The 15808-nt window shown below is 53.0% G+C and carries 20 protein-coding genes and 1 pseudogene; 11 read left to right on the top strand and 10 right to left on the bottom strand.

Annotation, left to right across the window (positions count from 1 at the left end; all coding sequences use genetic code 11):
• Nucleotides 1-35: 35 nt before the first annotated feature.
• Complete coding sequence (locus IAE48_RS00105; RefSeq protein ID WP_023481755.1) at nucleotides 36-317, bottom strand: DUF1161 domain-containing protein; 282 nt, start codon at nucleotides 315-317, stop codon at nucleotides 36-38.
• A gap of 191 nt (nucleotides 318-508) precedes the next feature.
• Here IAE48_RS00105 and IAE48_RS00100 point away from each other — a divergent pair, with 191 nt between their 5' ends.
• Nucleotides 509-1219, top strand: a complete 711-nt coding sequence (locus tag IAE48_RS00100; protein WP_200133070.1) for a YnfC family lipoprotein — start codon at nucleotides 509-511, stop codon at nucleotides 1217-1219.
• Nucleotides 1220-1238: 19 nt separating this feature from the next.
• Here IAE48_RS00100 and IAE48_RS00095 read toward each other — a convergent pair.
• Nucleotides 1239-1367, bottom strand: a pseudogene (locus IAE48_RS00095) (spermidine acetyltransferase); the annotation flags it as partial.
• Nucleotides 1368-1595: 228 nt separating this feature from the next.
• On the opposite strand from IAE48_RS00095, the gene IAE48_RS00090 reads away from it, so the two are divergent.
• Genes IAE48_RS00090 through IAE48_RS00080 form a run of 3 tightly spaced genes read left to right on the top strand, consistent with a single transcriptional unit; the run spans nucleotide 1596 to nucleotide 2973 of the window.
• Nucleotides 1596-1811 (top strand): hypothetical protein, encoded by a 216-nt coding sequence (locus tag IAE48_RS00090; protein ID WP_200133069.1) that lies wholly within the window; start codon nucleotides 1596-1598, stop codon nucleotides 1809-1811.
• A complete protein-coding gene (locus tag IAE48_RS23945) occupies nucleotides 1808-2518 on the top strand; it encodes a peptidoglycan-binding protein (protein ID WP_233631348.1) in 711 nt (236 codons plus the stop codon). The genes IAE48_RS00090 and IAE48_RS23945 overlap by 4 nt, the downstream gene beginning before the upstream one ends.
• Complete coding sequence (locus IAE48_RS00080) at nucleotides 2515-2973, top strand: lysozyme inhibitor LprI family protein (RefSeq protein ID WP_200133068.1); 459 nt, start codon at nucleotides 2515-2517, stop codon at nucleotides 2971-2973. Before IAE48_RS23945 ends, IAE48_RS00080 begins: the two co-directional genes overlap by 4 nt.
• Nucleotides 2974-3049: 76 nt before the next feature.
• Here IAE48_RS00080 and speG read toward each other — a convergent pair whose 3' ends face one another.
• Together speG and IAE48_RS00070 are read right to left on the bottom strand one after the other, a co-directional pair.
• Complete coding sequence (speG, locus tag IAE48_RS00075; protein ID WP_023481559.1) at nucleotides 3050-3610, bottom strand: spermidine N1-acetyltransferase; 561 nt, start codon at nucleotides 3608-3610, stop codon at nucleotides 3050-3052.
• Nucleotides 3611-3658: 48 nt separating this feature from the next.
• Nucleotides 3659-3997: a DUF1283 family protein gene (locus tag IAE48_RS00070; protein ID WP_023481288.1), complete on the bottom strand. Its 339-nt coding sequence runs from the start codon at nucleotides 3995-3997 to the stop codon at nucleotides 3659-3661.
• Nucleotides 3998-4131: 134 nt separating this feature from the next.
• Between IAE48_RS00070 and IAE48_RS00065 the strand changes: the two genes are divergently transcribed.
• Both IAE48_RS00065 and IAE48_RS00060 read left to right on the top strand, forming a co-directional pair.
• Nucleotides 4132-4458 carry a YnfA family protein gene (locus IAE48_RS00065; protein WP_042715656.1) on the top strand — a complete coding sequence of 109 codons (327 nt, stop codon included), beginning with the start codon at nucleotides 4132-4134 and terminating at the stop codon, nucleotides 4456-4458.
• 225 nt (nucleotides 4459-4683) lie between these two features.
• The gene (locus IAE48_RS00060; protein ID WP_200133067.1) at nucleotides 4684-6147 is read left to right on the top strand and encodes a mannitol dehydrogenase family protein; all 1464 of its coding nucleotides are present in this window, start codon (nucleotides 4684-4686) and stop codon (nucleotides 6145-6147) included.
• A gap of 52 nt (nucleotides 6148-6199) precedes the next feature.
• On the opposite strand, the gene ydfZ is transcribed toward IAE48_RS00060, so the two are convergent.
• From ydfZ to ydfG, 3 genes are all read right to left on the bottom strand, one after another.
• Nucleotides 6200-6403: a putative selenium delivery protein YdfZ gene (ydfZ, locus tag IAE48_RS00055; protein ID WP_042715647.1), complete on the bottom strand. Its 204-nt coding sequence runs from the start codon at nucleotides 6401-6403 to the stop codon at nucleotides 6200-6202.
• A 164-nt stretch (nucleotides 6404-6567) separates the two neighbouring features.
• Entirely contained in the window at nucleotides 6568-7254 is a 687-nt protein-coding gene (locus tag IAE48_RS00050) for a GntR family transcriptional regulator (RefSeq protein ID WP_200133066.1), read from the bottom strand.
• 90 nt (nucleotides 7255-7344) lie between these two features.
• Nucleotides 7345-8094, bottom strand: coding sequence for a bifunctional NADP-dependent 3-hydroxy acid dehydrogenase/3-hydroxypropionate dehydrogenase YdfG (gene ydfG / locus IAE48_RS00045; protein WP_023481428.1), 750 nt, complete (start codon nucleotides 8092-8094; stop codon nucleotides 7345-7347).
• A 185-nt stretch (nucleotides 8095-8279) separates the two neighbouring features.
• Here ydfG and dcp point away from each other — a divergent pair, with 185 nt between their 5' ends.
• A complete protein-coding gene (dcp, locus tag IAE48_RS00040) occupies nucleotides 8280-10325 on the top strand; it encodes a peptidyl-dipeptidase Dcp (protein WP_200133065.1) in 2046 nt (681 codons plus the stop codon).
• A 146-nt stretch (nucleotides 10326-10471) separates the two neighbouring features.
• On the opposite strand, the gene IAE48_RS00035 is transcribed toward dcp, so the two are convergent.
• Nucleotides 10472-10705 carry a hypothetical protein gene (locus IAE48_RS00035; RefSeq protein ID WP_233631347.1) on the bottom strand — a complete coding sequence of 78 codons (234 nt, stop codon included), beginning with the start codon at nucleotides 10703-10705 and terminating at the stop codon, nucleotides 10472-10474.
• A 684-nt stretch (nucleotides 10706-11389) separates the two neighbouring features.
• Between IAE48_RS00035 and IAE48_RS00030 the strand changes: the two genes are divergently transcribed.
• Entirely contained in the window at nucleotides 11390-11608 is a 219-nt protein-coding gene (locus IAE48_RS00030; protein WP_042715639.1) for a hypothetical protein, read from the top strand.
• Nucleotides 11609-11657: 49 nt separating this feature from the next.
• Nucleotides 11658-12080 carry a hypothetical protein gene (locus IAE48_RS00025; RefSeq protein WP_200133064.1) on the top strand — a complete coding sequence of 141 codons (423 nt, stop codon included), beginning with the start codon at nucleotides 11658-11660 and terminating at the stop codon, nucleotides 12078-12080.
• A gap of 575 nt (nucleotides 12081-12655) precedes the next feature.
• On the opposite strand, the gene mgtS is transcribed toward IAE48_RS00025, so the two are convergent.
• Nucleotides 12656-12748 carry a protein MgtS gene (mgtS, locus tag IAE48_RS00020; protein WP_023481773.1) on the bottom strand — a complete coding sequence of 31 codons (93 nt, stop codon included), beginning with the start codon at nucleotides 12746-12748 and terminating at the stop codon, nucleotides 12656-12658.
• Between the two features lie 107 nt (nucleotides 12749-12855).
• The gene (ftrA, locus tag IAE48_RS00015) at nucleotides 12856-13860 is read right to left on the bottom strand and encodes a transcriptional regulator FtrA (RefSeq protein WP_370568923.1); all 1005 of its coding nucleotides are present in this window, start codon (nucleotides 13858-13860) and stop codon (nucleotides 12856-12858) included.
• 67 nt (nucleotides 13861-13927) lie between these two features.
• Between ftrA and IAE48_RS00010 the strand changes: the two genes are divergently transcribed.
• Nucleotides 13928-14338, top strand: coding sequence for a rhodanese-like domain-containing protein (locus IAE48_RS00010; RefSeq protein ID WP_023481406.1), 411 nt, complete (start codon nucleotides 13928-13930; stop codon nucleotides 14336-14338).
• Nucleotides 14339-14526: 188 nt separating this feature from the next.
• The gene (locus IAE48_RS00005; RefSeq protein WP_200133062.1) at nucleotides 14527-15630 is read left to right on the top strand and encodes a cobalamin-independent methionine synthase II family protein; all 1104 of its coding nucleotides are present in this window, start codon (nucleotides 14527-14529) and stop codon (nucleotides 15628-15630) included.
• The last annotated feature ends 178 nt before the right edge of the window (nucleotides 15631-15808 follow it).

Below are 15808 nucleotides of genomic sequence, written 5' to 3'. Positions count from 1 at the left end.
AGGGGAGTCCCCCTGGAAATCAGGGGGATTAGATTTTACTGATTGCTGTTACTGTTTTCGTTTTGCGATGACGCGCCGCCATTACGGGCGTAGATAATTTTGTAGGTATCATTGGCGCAGTGACCAACTACCTGTCCGCCCGCCTGTTCAGCTTGATCGTTTGGCACCACGGTCAATTCGAACCCGGACTCCGGGACGCCATTATTAATAATCTTTTGCTGGATATCCGTTTTTACGCGTTCGCATGAATCCGGCGCGGCGAAAGCAGGAACAGAACCTACCAGCAGTGCTGCGCACAGCCAACGTGAATAGTGCATGCTTGTCTCCTTATTTATTGTGCGCTTTAAGCTTAGCACTTCTCTTTTCGACAAAAGGTAAATCTCTGAATCATCTTAGCTGTATGTGAAATTCCGCAGATACCCGATAAGGAAGTCGCTAACTCATTACGCTATCGGCTAAATGTTTTGCTAATATAAGCGCCATTCTAAAGAAAACTGTGGTGGAACCTTTGAAAAAACAGTTATTACTTATCTCTCTGGCCCTGGTTTTGGCCGGATGTGATGAGGAAAAAGGCCCGGTGGCATTCACGCCGGAGATGGCAAGTTTTTCGAATGAATTCGATTTTGATCCTCTGCGCGGTGCGGTAAAAAACTTTAGTCAGACCCTGCTTAACGATAAGGGTGAAGTGACGAAGCGCGTCAGCGGAACGCTGTCGAAAGAGGGCTGTTTCGATACGCTCGAACTTCACGATCTGGAGAACAATAGCGGCGTATCGCTGGTGCTGGATGCCAACTACTATATCGAAGCCGAAACCCAGGAGAAGCGTCTGCGGCTGCAGGGGAAATGCCAGCTGGCAGAGTTCCCGTCGGCGGGTGTCACCTGGGACACCGACGATAACGGCTTTGTGGTGCGCGCATCAGGCAAAGATATGGAAGTGAAGTATCGCTACGATGACGAAGGCTATCCGCTGGGCAAATCAACCACTTCAAAAGATGTGCATCTCGATGTCGCCTCCACGCCGGCGAAAGATAAGCGCAAAAAGCTCGATTATGCCGCGGTAAGTACGCTCAATGATAAGCCGCTGAGTAAAGTGCAGCAGACCTGCGACTACGACAAACATGATAATCCGCTGAGTTGTAGCCTCGAGATTGTTGATGAGAGCGTAACGCCGCAGGTGACGCATAAATACAGCATCAAAAACACCATCGAGTATTATTGATGCTGTCCGCTCACCGCGCTTATTGCGCGGTGGGTTTTAACAGCGTGCTGCCGCTGGTTTTATGTTCCTGCAGATAGTGCTGCTGAAAAATACACATACGGATGGTGTTGCGGTATTCGCCATTAATAAAGAACTCATCTATACGTTCTACCTCTAAAAGAAGGGGATGGCGCATTTAAAAGCCTCAGCTATGGTGAATGGCAGAAAAGTATGTTACTTCCCTATGATTACGGTTAATAACTATTGATGGTCAACAGGGGCTGTCATCAGAAAAGTTCCTGCTTTTTTTAAAATTGACTGTTAAATGAAAAAGATAGATTAAGTTGGTTGATGGCTGTAGCTGATACTCTAGATAGTCCAAAACAGGGAGGAGGATATGAGTAATAAGCAATACTTCAAACCGCATTTTTTGAGGATCCATGATACGGTTGGAGAAAGCGGAAGTAATCATTGTGATGATGTTGTGTGGTTTCAAACAATGCTCAATGAGTCCGGCTATAAAGAGGTTACAGGGCGTAGGGTTAACGTCGATGGAAAATGTGGCATAGATACCGTTGACGGCTCCGATGGTATCAGAATATGCTTTCTATGAAGCCGACAGGGATGATACATCCGGGTGATGTCTGGCTTCAGGAAGCTATCAGTAATGTTGTATTGCAACCGTGGCGAAAAAAAATTGGTCCAGTACAATTAACTGTGCCTGAGGGACAAGTAACGTTTGATGCAGAAGGGAACGATTATATTTTTCCTGATTATGCACCAAAGAAAGCTCCTAAAAATCCGTATTATTTCTCAAGGATATTGCATTGGCCTGGAGATGTTTCAGGTGTAACGATAGGACGCGGTTATGACATGAAACTGCGAACCGCTGGAGAGATTTTTACAACGCTTCGTCGCCTGGGTATTGAAGAATACCGCGCTGTCCTCGCTTCAAATGCTGCTTATCTAAGTGGAAGACAAGCCAAGTTATTTGTCGATACCACATGGAAAATATTCGGGGAAATCAGTTATTTTCAGCAAATCGAATTATTTAAAGCGTCCTATTTAGAGAAAAAGAATTATGCAAAGCATTTTTATGTTAAAAGGGCAAAAGATTATCCTCATGCACCTTCTTGGGAGCAATTAGAACTGCGCATTAGAGATGTGGTTGTTGATATATTTTTCCAGGGTATAAGACATCCAGCAAGTCTAATAGATGCAGCCATTGAAGGTAGGGTTTCCCTGATAAGTTTCATAAGAGGTAATGCGGCGCTGATGCGTTATGAGTCCTCAAGACACAGAATAAGGTATTTACAATGAAAAAAATGGCATTTTTTTTCCTTATCATGATGGCATCACCAGCTGTTTTCAGTGCTGATAACCATGATATTTCTGAAGGGCCAGAAATAGACAGTTGTTGGCGTAATCAGCAAGATCGTGGTCAAGCCGCTACGTGTCTGCACGAGTTGAATGATAAAAGTAATAAGAGTCTTGATCTGCTAATTGAAAAAACAGTAAAGCAGATAAAGAAAAATAACACGGGACCGGTCTACAAAAGCAATAATGCAGAACTGACTATTGGTGATGTTTTTAGTAAGCACTTTCTGGAATCCCAACAGTCATGGAAAAGTTATCGTAATGATTTTTGCCTGGGCGTGGGTTCGCAAATTGGTGAAGATGCCTATGACTACTGGCCTTCTATCTACCAATGCCAGATCAACCTTAATCGAAGGCACGCTGAAGAGATAAAAATGCTTCATGCAGATGAAGAATAACGGAGCAATCGCGTGACGCATAAATACAGCATCAAAAACACCATCGAGTATTATTGATGCTGCCTGCTCACCGCGCTTATTGCGCGGTGGGTTTTAACAGCGTGCTGCCGCTGGTTTTATGCTCTTGCAGATAGTGCTGCTGAAAAATACACATGCGGATGGTGTTGCGGTATTCGCCATTAATAAAGAACTCATGAATTAATTCCCCCTCCACCTGAAAACCCAGCTTGCGGTAGATGTGAATCGCTTTCTCATTCTCTTTATCAACGATGAGATAGAGCTTATAGAGGTTTAATACCGTAAAACCATAATCCATCGCCAGCTTGGCGGCTTTGGACGCCAGCCCTTTGCCCTGGAATTCCGGCGAGATAATGATTTGAAACTCCGCGCGGCGGTGCACATGGTTAATTTCAACCAGTTCCACCAGACCGGCGTTGGTGCCATTACACTCGACGACGAAACGGCGCTCGCTCTGATCGTGGATATGTTTGTCGTAAAGATCGGAGAGTTCAACGAAGGCTTCATAGGGCTCTTCAAACCAGTAGCGCATTACGCTGGCGTTGTTGTCGAGCTGATGAACAAAACGAAGGTCTTCGCGCTCAAGCGGGCGAAGACGAACGGGATAGTCGTCACTCATAAAAATCCTTTCTCTGAGATGAAGGCGGGCGCAGCGCGCCCGACGAGATTAACGAACTTCACGCCCGGTGCGACGATCCAGGCAGCGCAGGGTATTAGGTTCCCAGTACGCATTCAGGTTGCTGCTTTTCTGGCAGTTGTCGCGCGCATCGAAGGCGACATCATCTTTGTCCCACTCTTTCTCGACGCGTTTATTGACTTTGTGGCGCAGGCTGCGGGTGTCGTTCCACTGCTCTTTTTCCATCGCGGCGGATTGACGGGACTGCGCATTGTCGCCCGATTCGATCACCAGACGGTTGGTTTCAGCCAGTGCGGAAGTGGTGTACACAATGGCACCCAGCGTCAGCATTGCGGTCAGGCACAGGCGTTTGCTAAGTGTAGAAGTCATGGCAATGGTCCTTAAGTGAGGAAAAACGTCTCTATTCTAAGCGATCTCCGCCTGCCAGCATACCGGGGCGAAACCGACTGTAAGAGCATTATCAGGTAAGATGGTTCAACCTATTTTCAATAAACGACCTGACTATGCTGAAAATTACGCTGCTCTTTTTTGTCACCGCTCTGTGTGAAATTGTAGGCTGTTTCTTGCCCTGGCTGTGGCTAAAACGCGACGGCTCACCACTGCTGCTGATTCCTGCCGCCATCGTACTGGCGCTTTTTGTCTGGCTGCTGACGCTCCATCCGGTTGCCAGCGGGCGTGTCTATGCCGCTTACGGCGGGGTTTACGTCTGTACCGCGCTTCTCTGGCTGCGGGTGGTCGAAGGGGTAAAGCTAACCGTTTATGACTGGCTGGGCGCAGGGGTTGCGCTGTGCGGCATGTTGATCATCGTTGCGGGATGGTCGCGAAGCTAACAACTGCGTGGTGATTTCCCTCCCCATTGACCTGGCTGGGGAGTGGAGCCTCTTATCTTTCTGCACAACCTTTTCTTTCTTCACATCATGATGAGCAGATCTATGACACATTTGGTTACCATTCTAGTTGGTGTAGTCAGCAAATCCTGTCGCAAATCATAGTCGGGTTTTGGCGACGCCTTAATCTAGTGAACCACTGTTTCATTTAATAAGACGAGTCTCACCATGGAAAACAGGCTGTTAACGGCGAAAGCTACGCTACCTCAGTACGATCGCAGCAAGCTGGTTGCGCGCATCGTGCATCTTGGTTTTGGCGCATTCCACCGCGCGCATCAGTCGGTCTATACCGATATCCTCGCCGCAGAGCACGGCAGCGACTGGGGTTACTGCGAAGTTAATCTTATCGGCGGCGAGCAGCAGATTGCCGATCTGAAACAGCAGGATAATCTCTACACCGTGGCGGAGATGTCCGCCGATGCGTGGACCGCGCGCGTGGTTGGCGTGGCGACACGTGCGCTGCATGCGCAGGTGGACGGGCTGGAAACGGTGCTGGATGCTATGTGTGAGCCGCAGGTCGCCATTGTTTCGCTGACCATCACCGAGAAAGGTTACTGCCACTCACCGGCGACTGGGGAGCTGATGCTCGATCACCCGTTGATCGCAGCCGATCTGCAAAACCCGCATCAGCCACAATCCGCCGCCGGCGTGATTGTCGAAGCGCTTTCGCGTCGCAAAGCCGCAGGTTTACCGCCGTTCAGCGTGATGTCCTGCGACAACATGCCAGAAAATGGCCACGTGACGCGCAACGTTGTCTGCGCCTATGCCCGCACGGTGGACGCCGCGCTGGCGCGCTGGATTGAAGAGAACGTCACTTTCCCCTCCACGATGGTCGATCGTATCGTCCCGGCCGTGACGGCGGACACCCTTGAGAAGATCGAACAGCTTACCGGTGTGCGCGATCCGGCGGGCGTCGCCTGTGAACCGTTCCGCCAGTGGGTTATTGAAGATAATTTCGTCGCAGGCCGCCCGGCCTGGGAGAAAGCTGGCGCAGAGCTGGTGAGCGATGTGGTGCCCTTTGAAGAGATGAAGCTGCGTATGCTGAACGGCAGCCACTCCTTCCTCGCTTATCTCGGCTATCTGGCGGGTTATCAGCACATCAACGAATGCATGGAAGATGAAAACTACCGCCGTGCAGCACATGCGCTTATGCTGCGCGAACAGGCGCCGACGCTGAAAGTTGAAGGTGTCGATCTGGCACACTACGCCGATCTGCTGATCGCGCGTTACAGCAACACCGCGCTGCGCCATCGTACCTGGCAGATCGCCATGGACGGCAGTCAGAAACTGCCGCAGCGTATGCTCGATTCTGTGCGCTGGCATCTGGCGCAGGGCAGCAATTTCTCACTGCTGGCGTTAGGCGTCGCGGGCTGGATGCGCTACGTTGGCGGCGTTGACGAGCAGGGGCAGGCGATTGATGTATGCGATCCGCTGCTGGCTGTGATTCAGCAGGCAGTCAACAGCAGTGCAGAAGGGGAAGCGCGCGTAGAGGCGTTGCTGGGCATTGAGGCGATCTTTGGCCGTGAATTGCCGAAAGAGATAGCGTTTGTCGCGCAGGTGCAAAAGGCGTATCAGATGCTGCTGGCGAAAGGGGCAAAAGCGACGGTCGCGCAATTTGCTGCCGGGCTGTAACTAAGCGACGAGTGCCGCAGCGGCGGCACTCATCTTCATCATGTTTTGCCGATCAGTGCAGGCCGAGGCGGATCAGCTCTACCGGCTCGAATTTGCCTTCACACCCTTCCACTTCCACCGTTTTGTTACGCCGCACTTTTTCAGCGCTTAACCCCTCGGCGTGAATAGCGACGATTTTGCCGATACGGCCTGTGCCGTTAATCATCACGCGTGAGCCGGTGGTGATAGGGTTACGGTTACGGTCATAAGTCATCATGATGGTTTCTCCTTGATAATATCCATAAAGCGAACCGGGGCAGAAGATGGCCCCAAAACGGACGCCCTATAAATACGCCACTGAGATGATGAGTTTTTGCTTTTGATCAAGGTCACACTTTTTTCTGGCAAAAAAGGTGACCTGATAAGGGAAAAAGAGGGGGATTACTCTTCGCTGAACCAGTCGCGATTTTCCTGGCGAATGGTTTTAACCGACTCGCTGATCTCCTGCAAATGCAACGTCATCGCATGCTCAACCGCATCGGCGTCGCGTTTTTCCAGCGCGTCGAAAATCGCCTGGTGCTGGCGCAGCAGCATCTCCGGCGGCGAAACATGATCGAGGCTCATATAGCGCACACGATCGATAGTTGCCTTGATGTTTTCAATCGTATCCCACGCCAGCTGGCAGTCTGCGATCAGCGCCAGCTTGTGGTGAAAATCATCATCCAGTTCAAAGAAATCATTCAGTTGCTTACGCTCAATGGCGATCCGCTGCTGGTGGAGATTCTGCTCAAGCTGATAACAGGCGCTGTCATCTATCATCTGCGCAGCGCGGCGGGCCACGGCGCACTCTATCGCCTGGCGAACAAAACAACCGTTACGCACGTGGGTGAGGGAGATTTTGTTAACGTAGCTTCCACGCTGGGGACGGATCTGAATCAACCCGTTTTCCGCGAGCTTGATAAAAGCTTCACGCACCGGCTGGCGGGAGACGTCAAAACGCACCGACACCTCTTTTTCAGAGAGCGGCGTGCCCGGTGGGATCAGGCAGTGGACAATATCCCGTCGCAGGATGGTATAGATCTGTTGATTAACGGGTTGCGTAGGGTTGAGTTGCGTTTCGGCGGCCATTCGCTCTTACTTTTTAAAGGGTTAACCCGGCTACCATACCATTGTTTCTGCGCACATCCCATACCCGGCCCGCAGGCCGGGCGGGAAGCATCAGCTCTGGCGGTGCACGCTCAGACCGGCATAGCTCTGGCTGACCGGCATCATCTCAAGTGTGTTGATATTGACATGCTTCGGCAGTGTCGCCACCCACCACACCGCTTCGGTCACATCTTCCGCGCTCAGCGCGGTGGTGTTTTCGTAGGTTTTCGTCGCTTTATCGTCATCGCCTTTAAAGCGCACGTTGGAGAACTCGGTGCCGCCAACCAGACCCGGCTCAATATTGGTGACACGCACTGCGGTACCGCTCAGATCGGTGCGCAGGTTGAGGCTGAACTGGCGTACAAAAGCTTTGCTCGCGCCATAGACGTTACCGCCCGCGTAAGGCCAGCTACCGGCCGTTGAGCCAAGGTTGATAATATGACCGCGATTGCGCTCGACCATGCCTGGCAGCACGGCGCGGGTCATATAGACCAGCCCTTTATTGTTGGTGTCGATCATCGTTTCCCAGTCATCCACATTGGCTTTGTGGGCAGGCTCCATGCCCAGCGCCAGCCCGGCGTTATTGACCAGTACGTCAATCTCGCGCCACTGCGCGGGCAGGGCAGCAATAAACTCGTCGATCGCCGCGCGGTTACGCACATCCAGCTGCGCGGTGTAGAGATTCTCGCCCAGCTCCTCTTTCAGCTCCTGCAAACGCTCCTGGCGGCGGCCGGTGGCGATCACGTGGTGACCATTTTGAATAAAACGGCGGGTAATGCTCTCGCCGAACCCTGCGGTTGCCCCGGTAACAAGAATAATCATGTCATTGTTCCTCAACGATTTTTGTGATGTCGTGACATAGCATGCACCGCACAGAGGCGGCAATACAAGTTTTGACTGTTAAAGAGTGTGGCAAAAAATGGTGGCTTGTGCAGGGATGAGAAAGGATTGCGCCGCGCGCGGTGGATGCCTACTCTGAGGAGACTTACCGCATTCAGGAGCAAACTATGTCGGTCTCTAATCCCTTTTTTACTGCCAGCCCGCTGCCATATCAGGCGCCACCTTTCGATCTTATTGAGCAGGAGCACTATCGCCCGGCCTTTGATGAAGGGGTGCGGCAAAAACGCGACGAGATCGCGGCAATCGCGCAAAACAGCAAGCCTGCGGACTTCGACAACACCATCCTGGCGCTGGAGCAGAGCGGTGCTTTGCTCACTTATGTGACCAGCGTCTTTTTTGCCATGACCTCGGCGGATACCAATGATTTCCTCCAGCAACTGGATGAAGCCTTCTCCACGGAGTTAGCGGGGCTGGCGAACGACATTTATCTTGATGCGCAGCTTTTTGACCGCGTTGAAGCGGTATGGAAAAGCCTTGATACTGCTAACCTCGACGCTGAATCGGCGCGTCTGGTAGAAGTGACCTATCAGCGTTTTGTGCTGGCGGGCGCGATGCTGGATGAGCAGGATAAAGCGACGCTGAAAGCGCTTAATACCGAAGCGGCGTCCCTGATTAGCCAGTTTAACCAGCGCCTGCTGGCCGCGGATAAAGCGGGCGGCCTGGTGGTGGATGATGTACGCCAGCTCGATGGCATGAGTGCTGAAGAGATTGAGCATGCCGCCGAAGCGGCGAGGGCTAAAGGGCTGGAAAACCGCTGGCTGTTAACGCTGCTTAACACCACTCAGCAACCGGCGCTGGCCGTACTGCGCGATCGTCAGACGCGAGAGAACCTGTTCAAAGCCAGCTGGCTGCGTACCGAGCGCAATGATGCTAACGATACGCGTGCGCTGGTGCTGCGCCTTGCCAGCCTGCGTGCCGAGCAGGCGCATCTGCTCGGCTTTGATGATTTCGCCAGCTGGAAGATCGCCGATCAGATGGCCGGTACGCCCCAGGCGGCGCTGGAGTTTATGCGCAACATCGCACCGGCTGCCCGTGCGCGTGCTGAGCGTGAGCTGGCAGATATTCAGCAGGTTATTGATAACCAGCAGGGCGGGTTCACCGCGCAGGCCTGGGACTGGGCTTTCTACGCAGAACAGGTCCGCATGGCGAAGTACGATCTCGACGAGACGCAGATTAAACCCTACTTCGCGTTGAACACGGTATTAACGGAGGGGGTATTCTGGGCGGCAAGCCAGCTGTTCGGCATCCGCTTTCAGGAGCGGTTTGATATCCCCGTTTATCACCCGGATGTGCGGGTATGGGAAATTTTTGATGCCGACGATCGCGGGCTGGCGCTCTTCTATGGCGATTTCTTTGCCCGCGACTCGAAAAGCGGCGGCGCCTGGATGGGGAACTTTATCGAGCAGTCGACGCTTAACGGCACGCAGCCGGTTATCTACAACGTCTGCAACTACCAGAAACCGGCCAATGGCCAGCCTGCGCTGCTCTCCTGGGATGAGGTGATTACGACTTTCCACGAGTTTGGTCATACGTTGCACGGGCTATTCGCCAGCCAGCGCTACGCCAGCCTCTCCGGCACCAACACGCCGCGCGATTTTGTTGAGTTCCCGTCGCAGATCAACGAGCACTGGGCCAGCCAGCCGCAGGTGTTTGCCCACTACGCCCGCCACTACCAAAGCGGCGAGCCGATGCCGGATACCCTGCGCGACAAGATGCTGCGCGCCACGCAGTTTAATAAAGGCTATGACATGACCGAACTGCTGAGCGCGGCGTTGCTGGATATGAACTGGCATGGGCTGGCGGCGAATGCGGACGTCAACGATGTGGCAAGCTTCGAAGCGCAGGCCATTGCCAAAGAGAAGCTCGACCTGGCCGCCGTACCACCGCGCTATCGCAGCAGCTATTTTTCCCATATCTTCGGCGGCGGTTATGCCGCAGGGTATTACGCCTATTTATGGACGCAAATGCTCGCCGATGACGGTTATCAGTGGTTCGTTGAGCAGGGCGGGTTAAGCCGTGAAAACGGGCAGAAATTCCGCGACGCCATTCTGTCGCGCGGCAACAGCACGGATTTAGCTGAACTCTACCGCCAGTGGCGCGGACACGATCCGCAGATCGAGCCGATGCTGAAAAACCGGGGCCTGAGCGAATAAGCCTTTGTGGGATGGGAAAAGAGCCGGGCGAGATGCCCGGTTTTTTTATACTCAAGCGGTCCCGTCGCTAGCAGATGCAACTGACAGCCTTAAATTAAGAGCATTGTTTCAAACCGCACGACGTCAAAGCACCATGTCAGATGCGGTTAAATCTTTGTTCCCATGATGCGCGAAACAACGGCTTTTGCCGCATCAAGCTTGGCTTTACCTGCGTCAGAGTGCGTACCGGTTTCGAATGATTTAAAGTTACCTTCAATCTTCTCAGCGGCTCTTTCAATGAACACCTGCGGCAGCTCAGAGAAGATGGACTGGAAAATGACTTCATAGGCTAAAGCGCGACACTGCAGATCGTTAATCGCTTCTTCGGTTGTCTTCATCATCTCTCCTTAAGAAATGCTGTAGTATATCTTACTGATTAATTTGGAAACTCTTCAGATCACCTGAACGAGCTAAACGCCCAGATCATGTGGTAATCAACGGACTTGATCCTGTCAGCGTTCGCGAACGTCTCCTGTTAACCGTTATCGACCAGTTAACCGCTATTCTTTATCAAAAATTTAGAGCGCGGAATTTTCAGGTGCTGCGCGACGACGCATTGCGAGCGAGGCTGCCTTTTCCCATCTCTGCGTTACCGCCTCTCGATAAACGTTTGCGCTTTAAAAACTTACATAACCCGCACGAGCATTGACCGTTCTCCCTTCGCTTAATAACGTTAAGCGTGGTGATGAATCCCCCTACGCGGAGGGGCTACCAGCCACATCTTTTGGGGTGAAAGCGAGTTGTGCGGGCTGGCGCGCACTCACCGGGAGGCACCCGGCATCACCGAAATATCCTTAGCCAGAGACGGGTTATTTGGCCGGTCTCTGGCTTTTTGCCGCCTTTTTATACCCACACAATTGCGAAAGTGTGGCCTACCTCACGTTTCCCGCCGTAGCGTTATCCCTCTCATTAAGCCAAATTATAGGACCTAATTTTTAGCGCTTAACAATCTATGGCATGGCGCAGGCATGATGAGCATGGCTGTGTTAATGTCGAAGGCAATTTAAGCAACTGAGGTAACCGACATGACCAAAAATGTAGTGGTAATTCGCGCCGGTGGTAAGGTTGAGCAGGTGTCCGTGGAAGATAACGCCAAATCGGTCACCTTTAAAAATGAGCAAAGCGCTTTTCTGGAAATCCCGATCGAGCCGTGGGAGCTCGACGGCGAGACCTACTTCGTCGCCCGTTTCTCCGATCTGGTCACCCAGCAGGAGACGGAGCAAGCTATTCGCCAGTTTCATTAAACCCTAACCGCCTTCGGGCGGTTTTTTTTGCCTGTATGTGGAGGTATCCATGGAAACAGAACGTGAAGTAACAGCCGCTACGCCGACTATCAGCACGCAGGACAGCGCGCTGTCGCATCTGGTCTCCTGCGCAAACCTTGGCGCAAGCATGGTAGTCACGCTGGTGGTGGGCGGACAGGTGGTGGCAGGTGAACTGGTATCAGGTAGAGAGTATGCGCTGTCGACGGCGCAGGCGATTCGTTCTGTTGCTGGCGATGAGGATATTAAAAATCCTATCGCTACTTTTTTCGATCAGCTGGCAGAAGATTACCGCGTCGACGACGAGCATGAGATTCCACTTAACTACCTGCATATTAAAGATCCCTCATGGATGACAGGTAATGGCGGCTGGACAAGTGTAAAGGGCACAATATTACGAGTGCATATTGCGAAAGTCAGCGGGTTTTCATTGGGCAAAGCGAAAAACGCATAAATGCAAAAAAACGGGGCCACAAAAAGGGCCCCATTTTTTATAAAACATTTTTCGGCCAGCGTCGTCTTCTGAGTGCAGGAATACAGGTTAACGCAGTAAGTCGCGCGCCACACACTGAGCAAATTGCCCCGTGCGAAGGAAGTTTATCGGAACAATAAGTAGTAAAAGTAAACTTGTGGCTGCTGCAAACCGGGCACGTAAATTTGAGATTGGGGATAACCCCTCCGGTCTGATGAATTGAGAAACCACCCTAACACAGCAACCCGTTTAAAAGGGATATATCCTCTTTATTTTCAAATAAAAACGTCAATTAAGGTCAGGCAATCGTTTCGATGATTTCCCCTGATGAAGCGGTAATGGCAGGCGTCGTTTAGGTTCTGTTGAAGTTGTTACTGATAAAGTGACACCAGCCCGTTAACATTGAAAAACGAGTTAGCGTGTAACAATAAGCACAAATCTATCCATGCAAGCATTGACCGCCATAACCGGCGGTTTTTTTTTGCGCCAGATAAAGCAAAAACGGCTTCTTACACATAATGTAAGAAGCCGTCGCGGTGGGGGATTATCGTCGTTCATCAATCGTCCCATTTATGGCTAAAATAAGCGGCTAAAAAACCTGAAAACAAAATAATGCCCAGAACCGCCATAAATACATGCATATTTCCCATTTTGTACCTCTCCATTTATTTCACTGATTTGCCTCACTTGAAAATTTTATCGCTGCAATGGAGAGATAATAGCCTGCTAAATATCAACAAACGCTTAATAATGTGAATTAATTCACCGCTTCGGTAAATTTTTTCCGGTACGCCGCGGGCGACAGGGCGTGCTGCTGTTGAAAATGGTGGCGCAGCGAGGCGGCGTTAGCGAACCCGCTGTGACGGGCGATAAGCTCAATGCTCATCCGCGTTTGCGTCAGCAGTGACTGCGCGCGCAGCAACCGCTCCTGCAATATCCAGCGCGCGGGCGTGGTGCCGGTAGCTTCCTGAAAACGACGCAGAAAAGTGCGCTCGCTCATGGCGGTGCGCTGCGCCAGCGCGGCGACAGTATGGTTGCCCGCCAGGTGCTGGTGCAGATAATCAAACAGCAGACCGAGCTGGCGGCTTTCACGTGTTCGCGCCACCGGGCGAGCCAGGTGCTGGGTTTGCGCGCCGTCACGGTGAGGCTGCACCACCAGCCGTCTGGCGACGCTATTTGCTGCCTCAATGCCAAAATCCTCGCGCACCACATGCAGGCAGAGATCGATCCCAGCCGCGCTGCCCGCCGAGGTCATCACATTCCCCTCGTCATAATAGAGAGCGTCGTCCAGCACCACGATGGCCGGATAGTGTTCACGTAACAGGTCGGTATAGCGCCAGTGCGTGGTGGCCTTACGTCCGTTAAGTAAGCCCGCGGCCGCCAGCACAAACACCCCAGAACAGATCGAGATGATACGACAGCCGCGCTGCCAGGCTTGCTGTAACGCACGGCATAAGGCGGGCGGAACCGGGTGATCGGCGCCGCGCCAGCCGGGGATGACCAGGGTATCGGCCTCAGCAAGCAGTTCAAGACCGCCTTCCGCCATAATGCGAATGCCGCCGGTGGCGCGCAGTTCGCCCGCATCAATGGCGGCAACGGCAAAGTCATACCACTTATCGCCCATCTCCGGGCGCGGCAGGCCAAACACTTCCACGGCGACGCCAAATTCAAAGGTACAGAGCCCGTCATAGGCGAGGGCGACTACGCGATGGCGGGCCGCAGGGTGTCGTAAAGTTGTCATTATCCTGGTGTTATCTGGCAGAGAAGGGCGCATTCAGGGCGCGCTGTTTTGGTTAGATTAGTGTTAACACAACCACGGAGAAAAGACGATGAGCTATGTAACCGATATTCCCGCCGCCTCCCCGGAAGAAGCCGCCAGCCACTTTATGCACCGCCTGAGCGTCGAGACGGACTGCGCGGATGTGCACCACGCCCTGACCCATAACGAGAAAGATTTTGTCTTACTGCACGTGGTCGGCAGCCCGGATGCCTTTGCGCGCCGCCATCTGCCGGGCGCGATCCATCTGCCTCACAACACTATTACGCCGGAGCGGATGGCCGAATGGCCCGCCGACACGCTGTTCGTAGTTTACTGCGCAGGCCCGCACTGCAACGGGGCTGATTTCGCAGCACTGAAGCTGGCGCGACTTGGACTGGCGGTAAAAATCATGATCGGCGGCATTACCGGTTGGCAAGATGAAGGTTTTAGCTTCGCCAGCGGGATAGAGCACGCCGCCTGATCGCTGATTATTTTCATCTTTCTGCATCGAACATGAATTTTTTTCATGGCACGTGAAATTTTCTCGTTTGCCGCCGTTGCCCCGGTGTGACATTTTGTTTGGACATTTAGCCGTCCAGAAGTCTAAATATTCAAATAATGAATTATCACGCCGGGCAACCATCTGCCACGGCGCATAAGGAGAGAGTTATGCAGCAACATCAGGCCCCGTTCCGTGCAGACGTAGTTGGCAGCTTTTTACGTCCCGACGCCATTAAGCAGGCGCGTCAGCAGTTTGCACAGGGTGAAATCAGCGCCGATCAGCTGCGTCATGTTGAAAACGAAGAGATCCGTCATGTGGTGGAACAGCAGTGTGCCTGCGGTCTGCACGTGGTAACCGATGGCGAGTTTCGCCGCGCCTGGTGGCATTTTGATTTCTTTGCCGGGCTGGAGGGCGTTGAGCTTTTCGAAGCCGAGCAGGGGATCCAGTTCAATGGCGTGCAGACCAAAGCGCACGGCGTGCGCGTGACGGGCAAAGTCAGTTTTAAAGACCACCCAATGCTGGAAGATTTTCGTTACCTGAAGAGCATCAGCGGCGATGCGCAGCCGAAAATGACCATCCCCAGCCCGAGCGTGCTCCACTTCCGCGGCGGCCGTAAGGTGATCGACGCGACGGTATACCCTGAGCTGGATGCCTATTTCGACGATCTCGCCACCACCTGGCGCGATGCGATCCGCGCGTTTTATGACGCTGGCTGCCGCTATCTGCAACTGGACGATACCGTCTGGGCCTATCTCTGCTCTGACGAGCAGCGCAAGCAGATTGTCGCCCGTGGTGACGATCCGGAAGAGCTGGCGCGCATTTACGCCCGCGTACTGAACAAGGCGCTGGAGGGCAAACCGGAAGATTTGACCATTGGTTTGCATGTCTGCCGCGGCAACTTCCGCTCGACCTGGATCTCCGAAGGGGGTTACGAGCCGGTAGCAGAGGTGCTGTTCGGCGGCGTGAATGTCGATGCCTTCTTCCTTGAGTATGACAACGACCGCTCCGGTGACTTTGCGCCGCTGCGCTTTGTGCGCCCTGGCAAACAGCAGGTGGTGCTGGGCCTGATCACCACTAAAAACGGTGAGCTTGAGAACCCGGAAGGGGTGAAAGCGCGTGTTGAGGAAGCGGCGAAGTATGTTGATATCAGCCAGATTTGCCTCAGCCCGCAGTGCGGTTTCGCCTCAACGGAAGAGGGCAATTCGCTGACGCCGGAGCAGCAGTGGGAGAAAGTGCGGCTTGTGACCCGTATCGCCGAGCAGGTGTGGTAACAGGCACCGTCCCGGTTTGCCTCCGCTGCGCAATTGCCGGATGGCGGCTTCGCCTTATCCGGCCTACAAAATCGAGCCTACAGCGACACCAGTGTGGCTTTTATCTGCGATATGGCAGCGAGGGGGGGTGTCCCCGCTGAAATCGGCGAACCGAAGCGTGAATGACAAGGTCTGGACG

This window comes from Kosakonia sp. S57, assembly GCF_016516575.1.
Classification (GTDB): Bacteria; Pseudomonadota; Gammaproteobacteria; order Enterobacterales; family Enterobacteriaceae; genus Kosakonia; species Kosakonia cowanii.
This window is presented reverse-complemented; position numbering and strand designations above follow the sequence as displayed.

Bases quoted from the DNA above. Each gene is read 5' to 3' on its own strand.
- IAE48_RS00105 (WP_023481755.1), bottom strand. From the start codon at position 317: ATGCACTATTCACGTTGGCTGTGCGCAGCACTGCTGGTAGGTTCTGTT.
- IAE48_RS00090 (WP_200133069.1), top strand. From the start codon at position 1,596: ATGAGTAATAAGCAATACTTCAAACCGCATTTTTTGAGGATCCATGAT.
- IAE48_RS23945 (WP_233631348.1), top strand. From the start codon at position 1,808: ATGAAGCCGACAGGGATGATACATCCGGGTGATGTCTGGCTTCAGGAA.
- IAE48_RS00080 (WP_200133068.1), top strand. From the start codon at position 2,515: ATGAAAAAAATGGCATTTTTTTTCCTTATCATGATGGCATCACCAGCT.
- speG (WP_023481559.1), bottom strand. From the start codon at position 3,610: ATGAGTGACGACTATCCCGTTCGTCTTCGCCCGCTTGAGCGCGAAGAC.
- IAE48_RS00070 (WP_023481288.1), bottom strand. From the start codon at position 3,997: ATGACTTCTACACTTAGCAAACGCCTGTGCCTGACCGCAATGCTGACG.
- IAE48_RS00065 (WP_042715656.1), top strand. From the start codon at position 4,132: ATGCTGAAAATTACGCTGCTCTTTTTTGTCACCGCTCTGTGTGAAATT.
- IAE48_RS00060 (WP_200133067.1), top strand. From the start codon at position 4,684: ATGGAAAACAGGCTGTTAACGGCGAAAGCTACGCTACCTCAGTACGAT.
- ydfZ (WP_042715647.1), bottom strand. From the start codon at position 6,403: ATGATGACTTATGACCGTAACCGTAACCCTATCACCACCGGCTCACGC.
- IAE48_RS00050 (WP_200133066.1), bottom strand. From the start codon at position 7,254: ATGGCCGCCGAAACGCAACTCAACCCTACGCAACCCGTTAATCAACAG.
- ydfG (WP_023481428.1), bottom strand. From the start codon at position 8,094: ATGATTATTCTTGTTACCGGGGCAACCGCAGGGTTCGGCGAGAGCATT.
- dcp (WP_200133065.1), top strand. From the start codon at position 8,280: ATGTCGGTCTCTAATCCCTTTTTTACTGCCAGCCCGCTGCCATATCAG.
- IAE48_RS00035 (WP_233631347.1), bottom strand. From the start codon at position 10,705: ATGATGAAGACAACCGAAGAAGCGATTAACGATCTGCAGTGTCGCGCT.
- IAE48_RS00030 (WP_042715639.1), top strand. From the start codon at position 11,390: ATGACCAAAAATGTAGTGGTAATTCGCGCCGGTGGTAAGGTTGAGCAG.
- IAE48_RS00025 (WP_200133064.1), top strand. From the start codon at position 11,658: ATGGAAACAGAACGTGAAGTAACAGCCGCTACGCCGACTATCAGCACG.
- mgtS (WP_023481773.1), bottom strand. From the start codon at position 12,748: ATGGGAAATATGCATGTATTTATGGCGGTTCTGGGCATTATTTTGTTT.
- IAE48_RS00010 (WP_023481406.1), top strand. From the start codon at position 13,928: ATGAGCTATGTAACCGATATTCCCGCCGCCTCCCCGGAAGAAGCCGCC.
- IAE48_RS00005 (WP_200133062.1), top strand. From the start codon at position 14,527: ATGCAGCAACATCAGGCCCCGTTCCGTGCAGACGTAGTTGGCAGCTTT.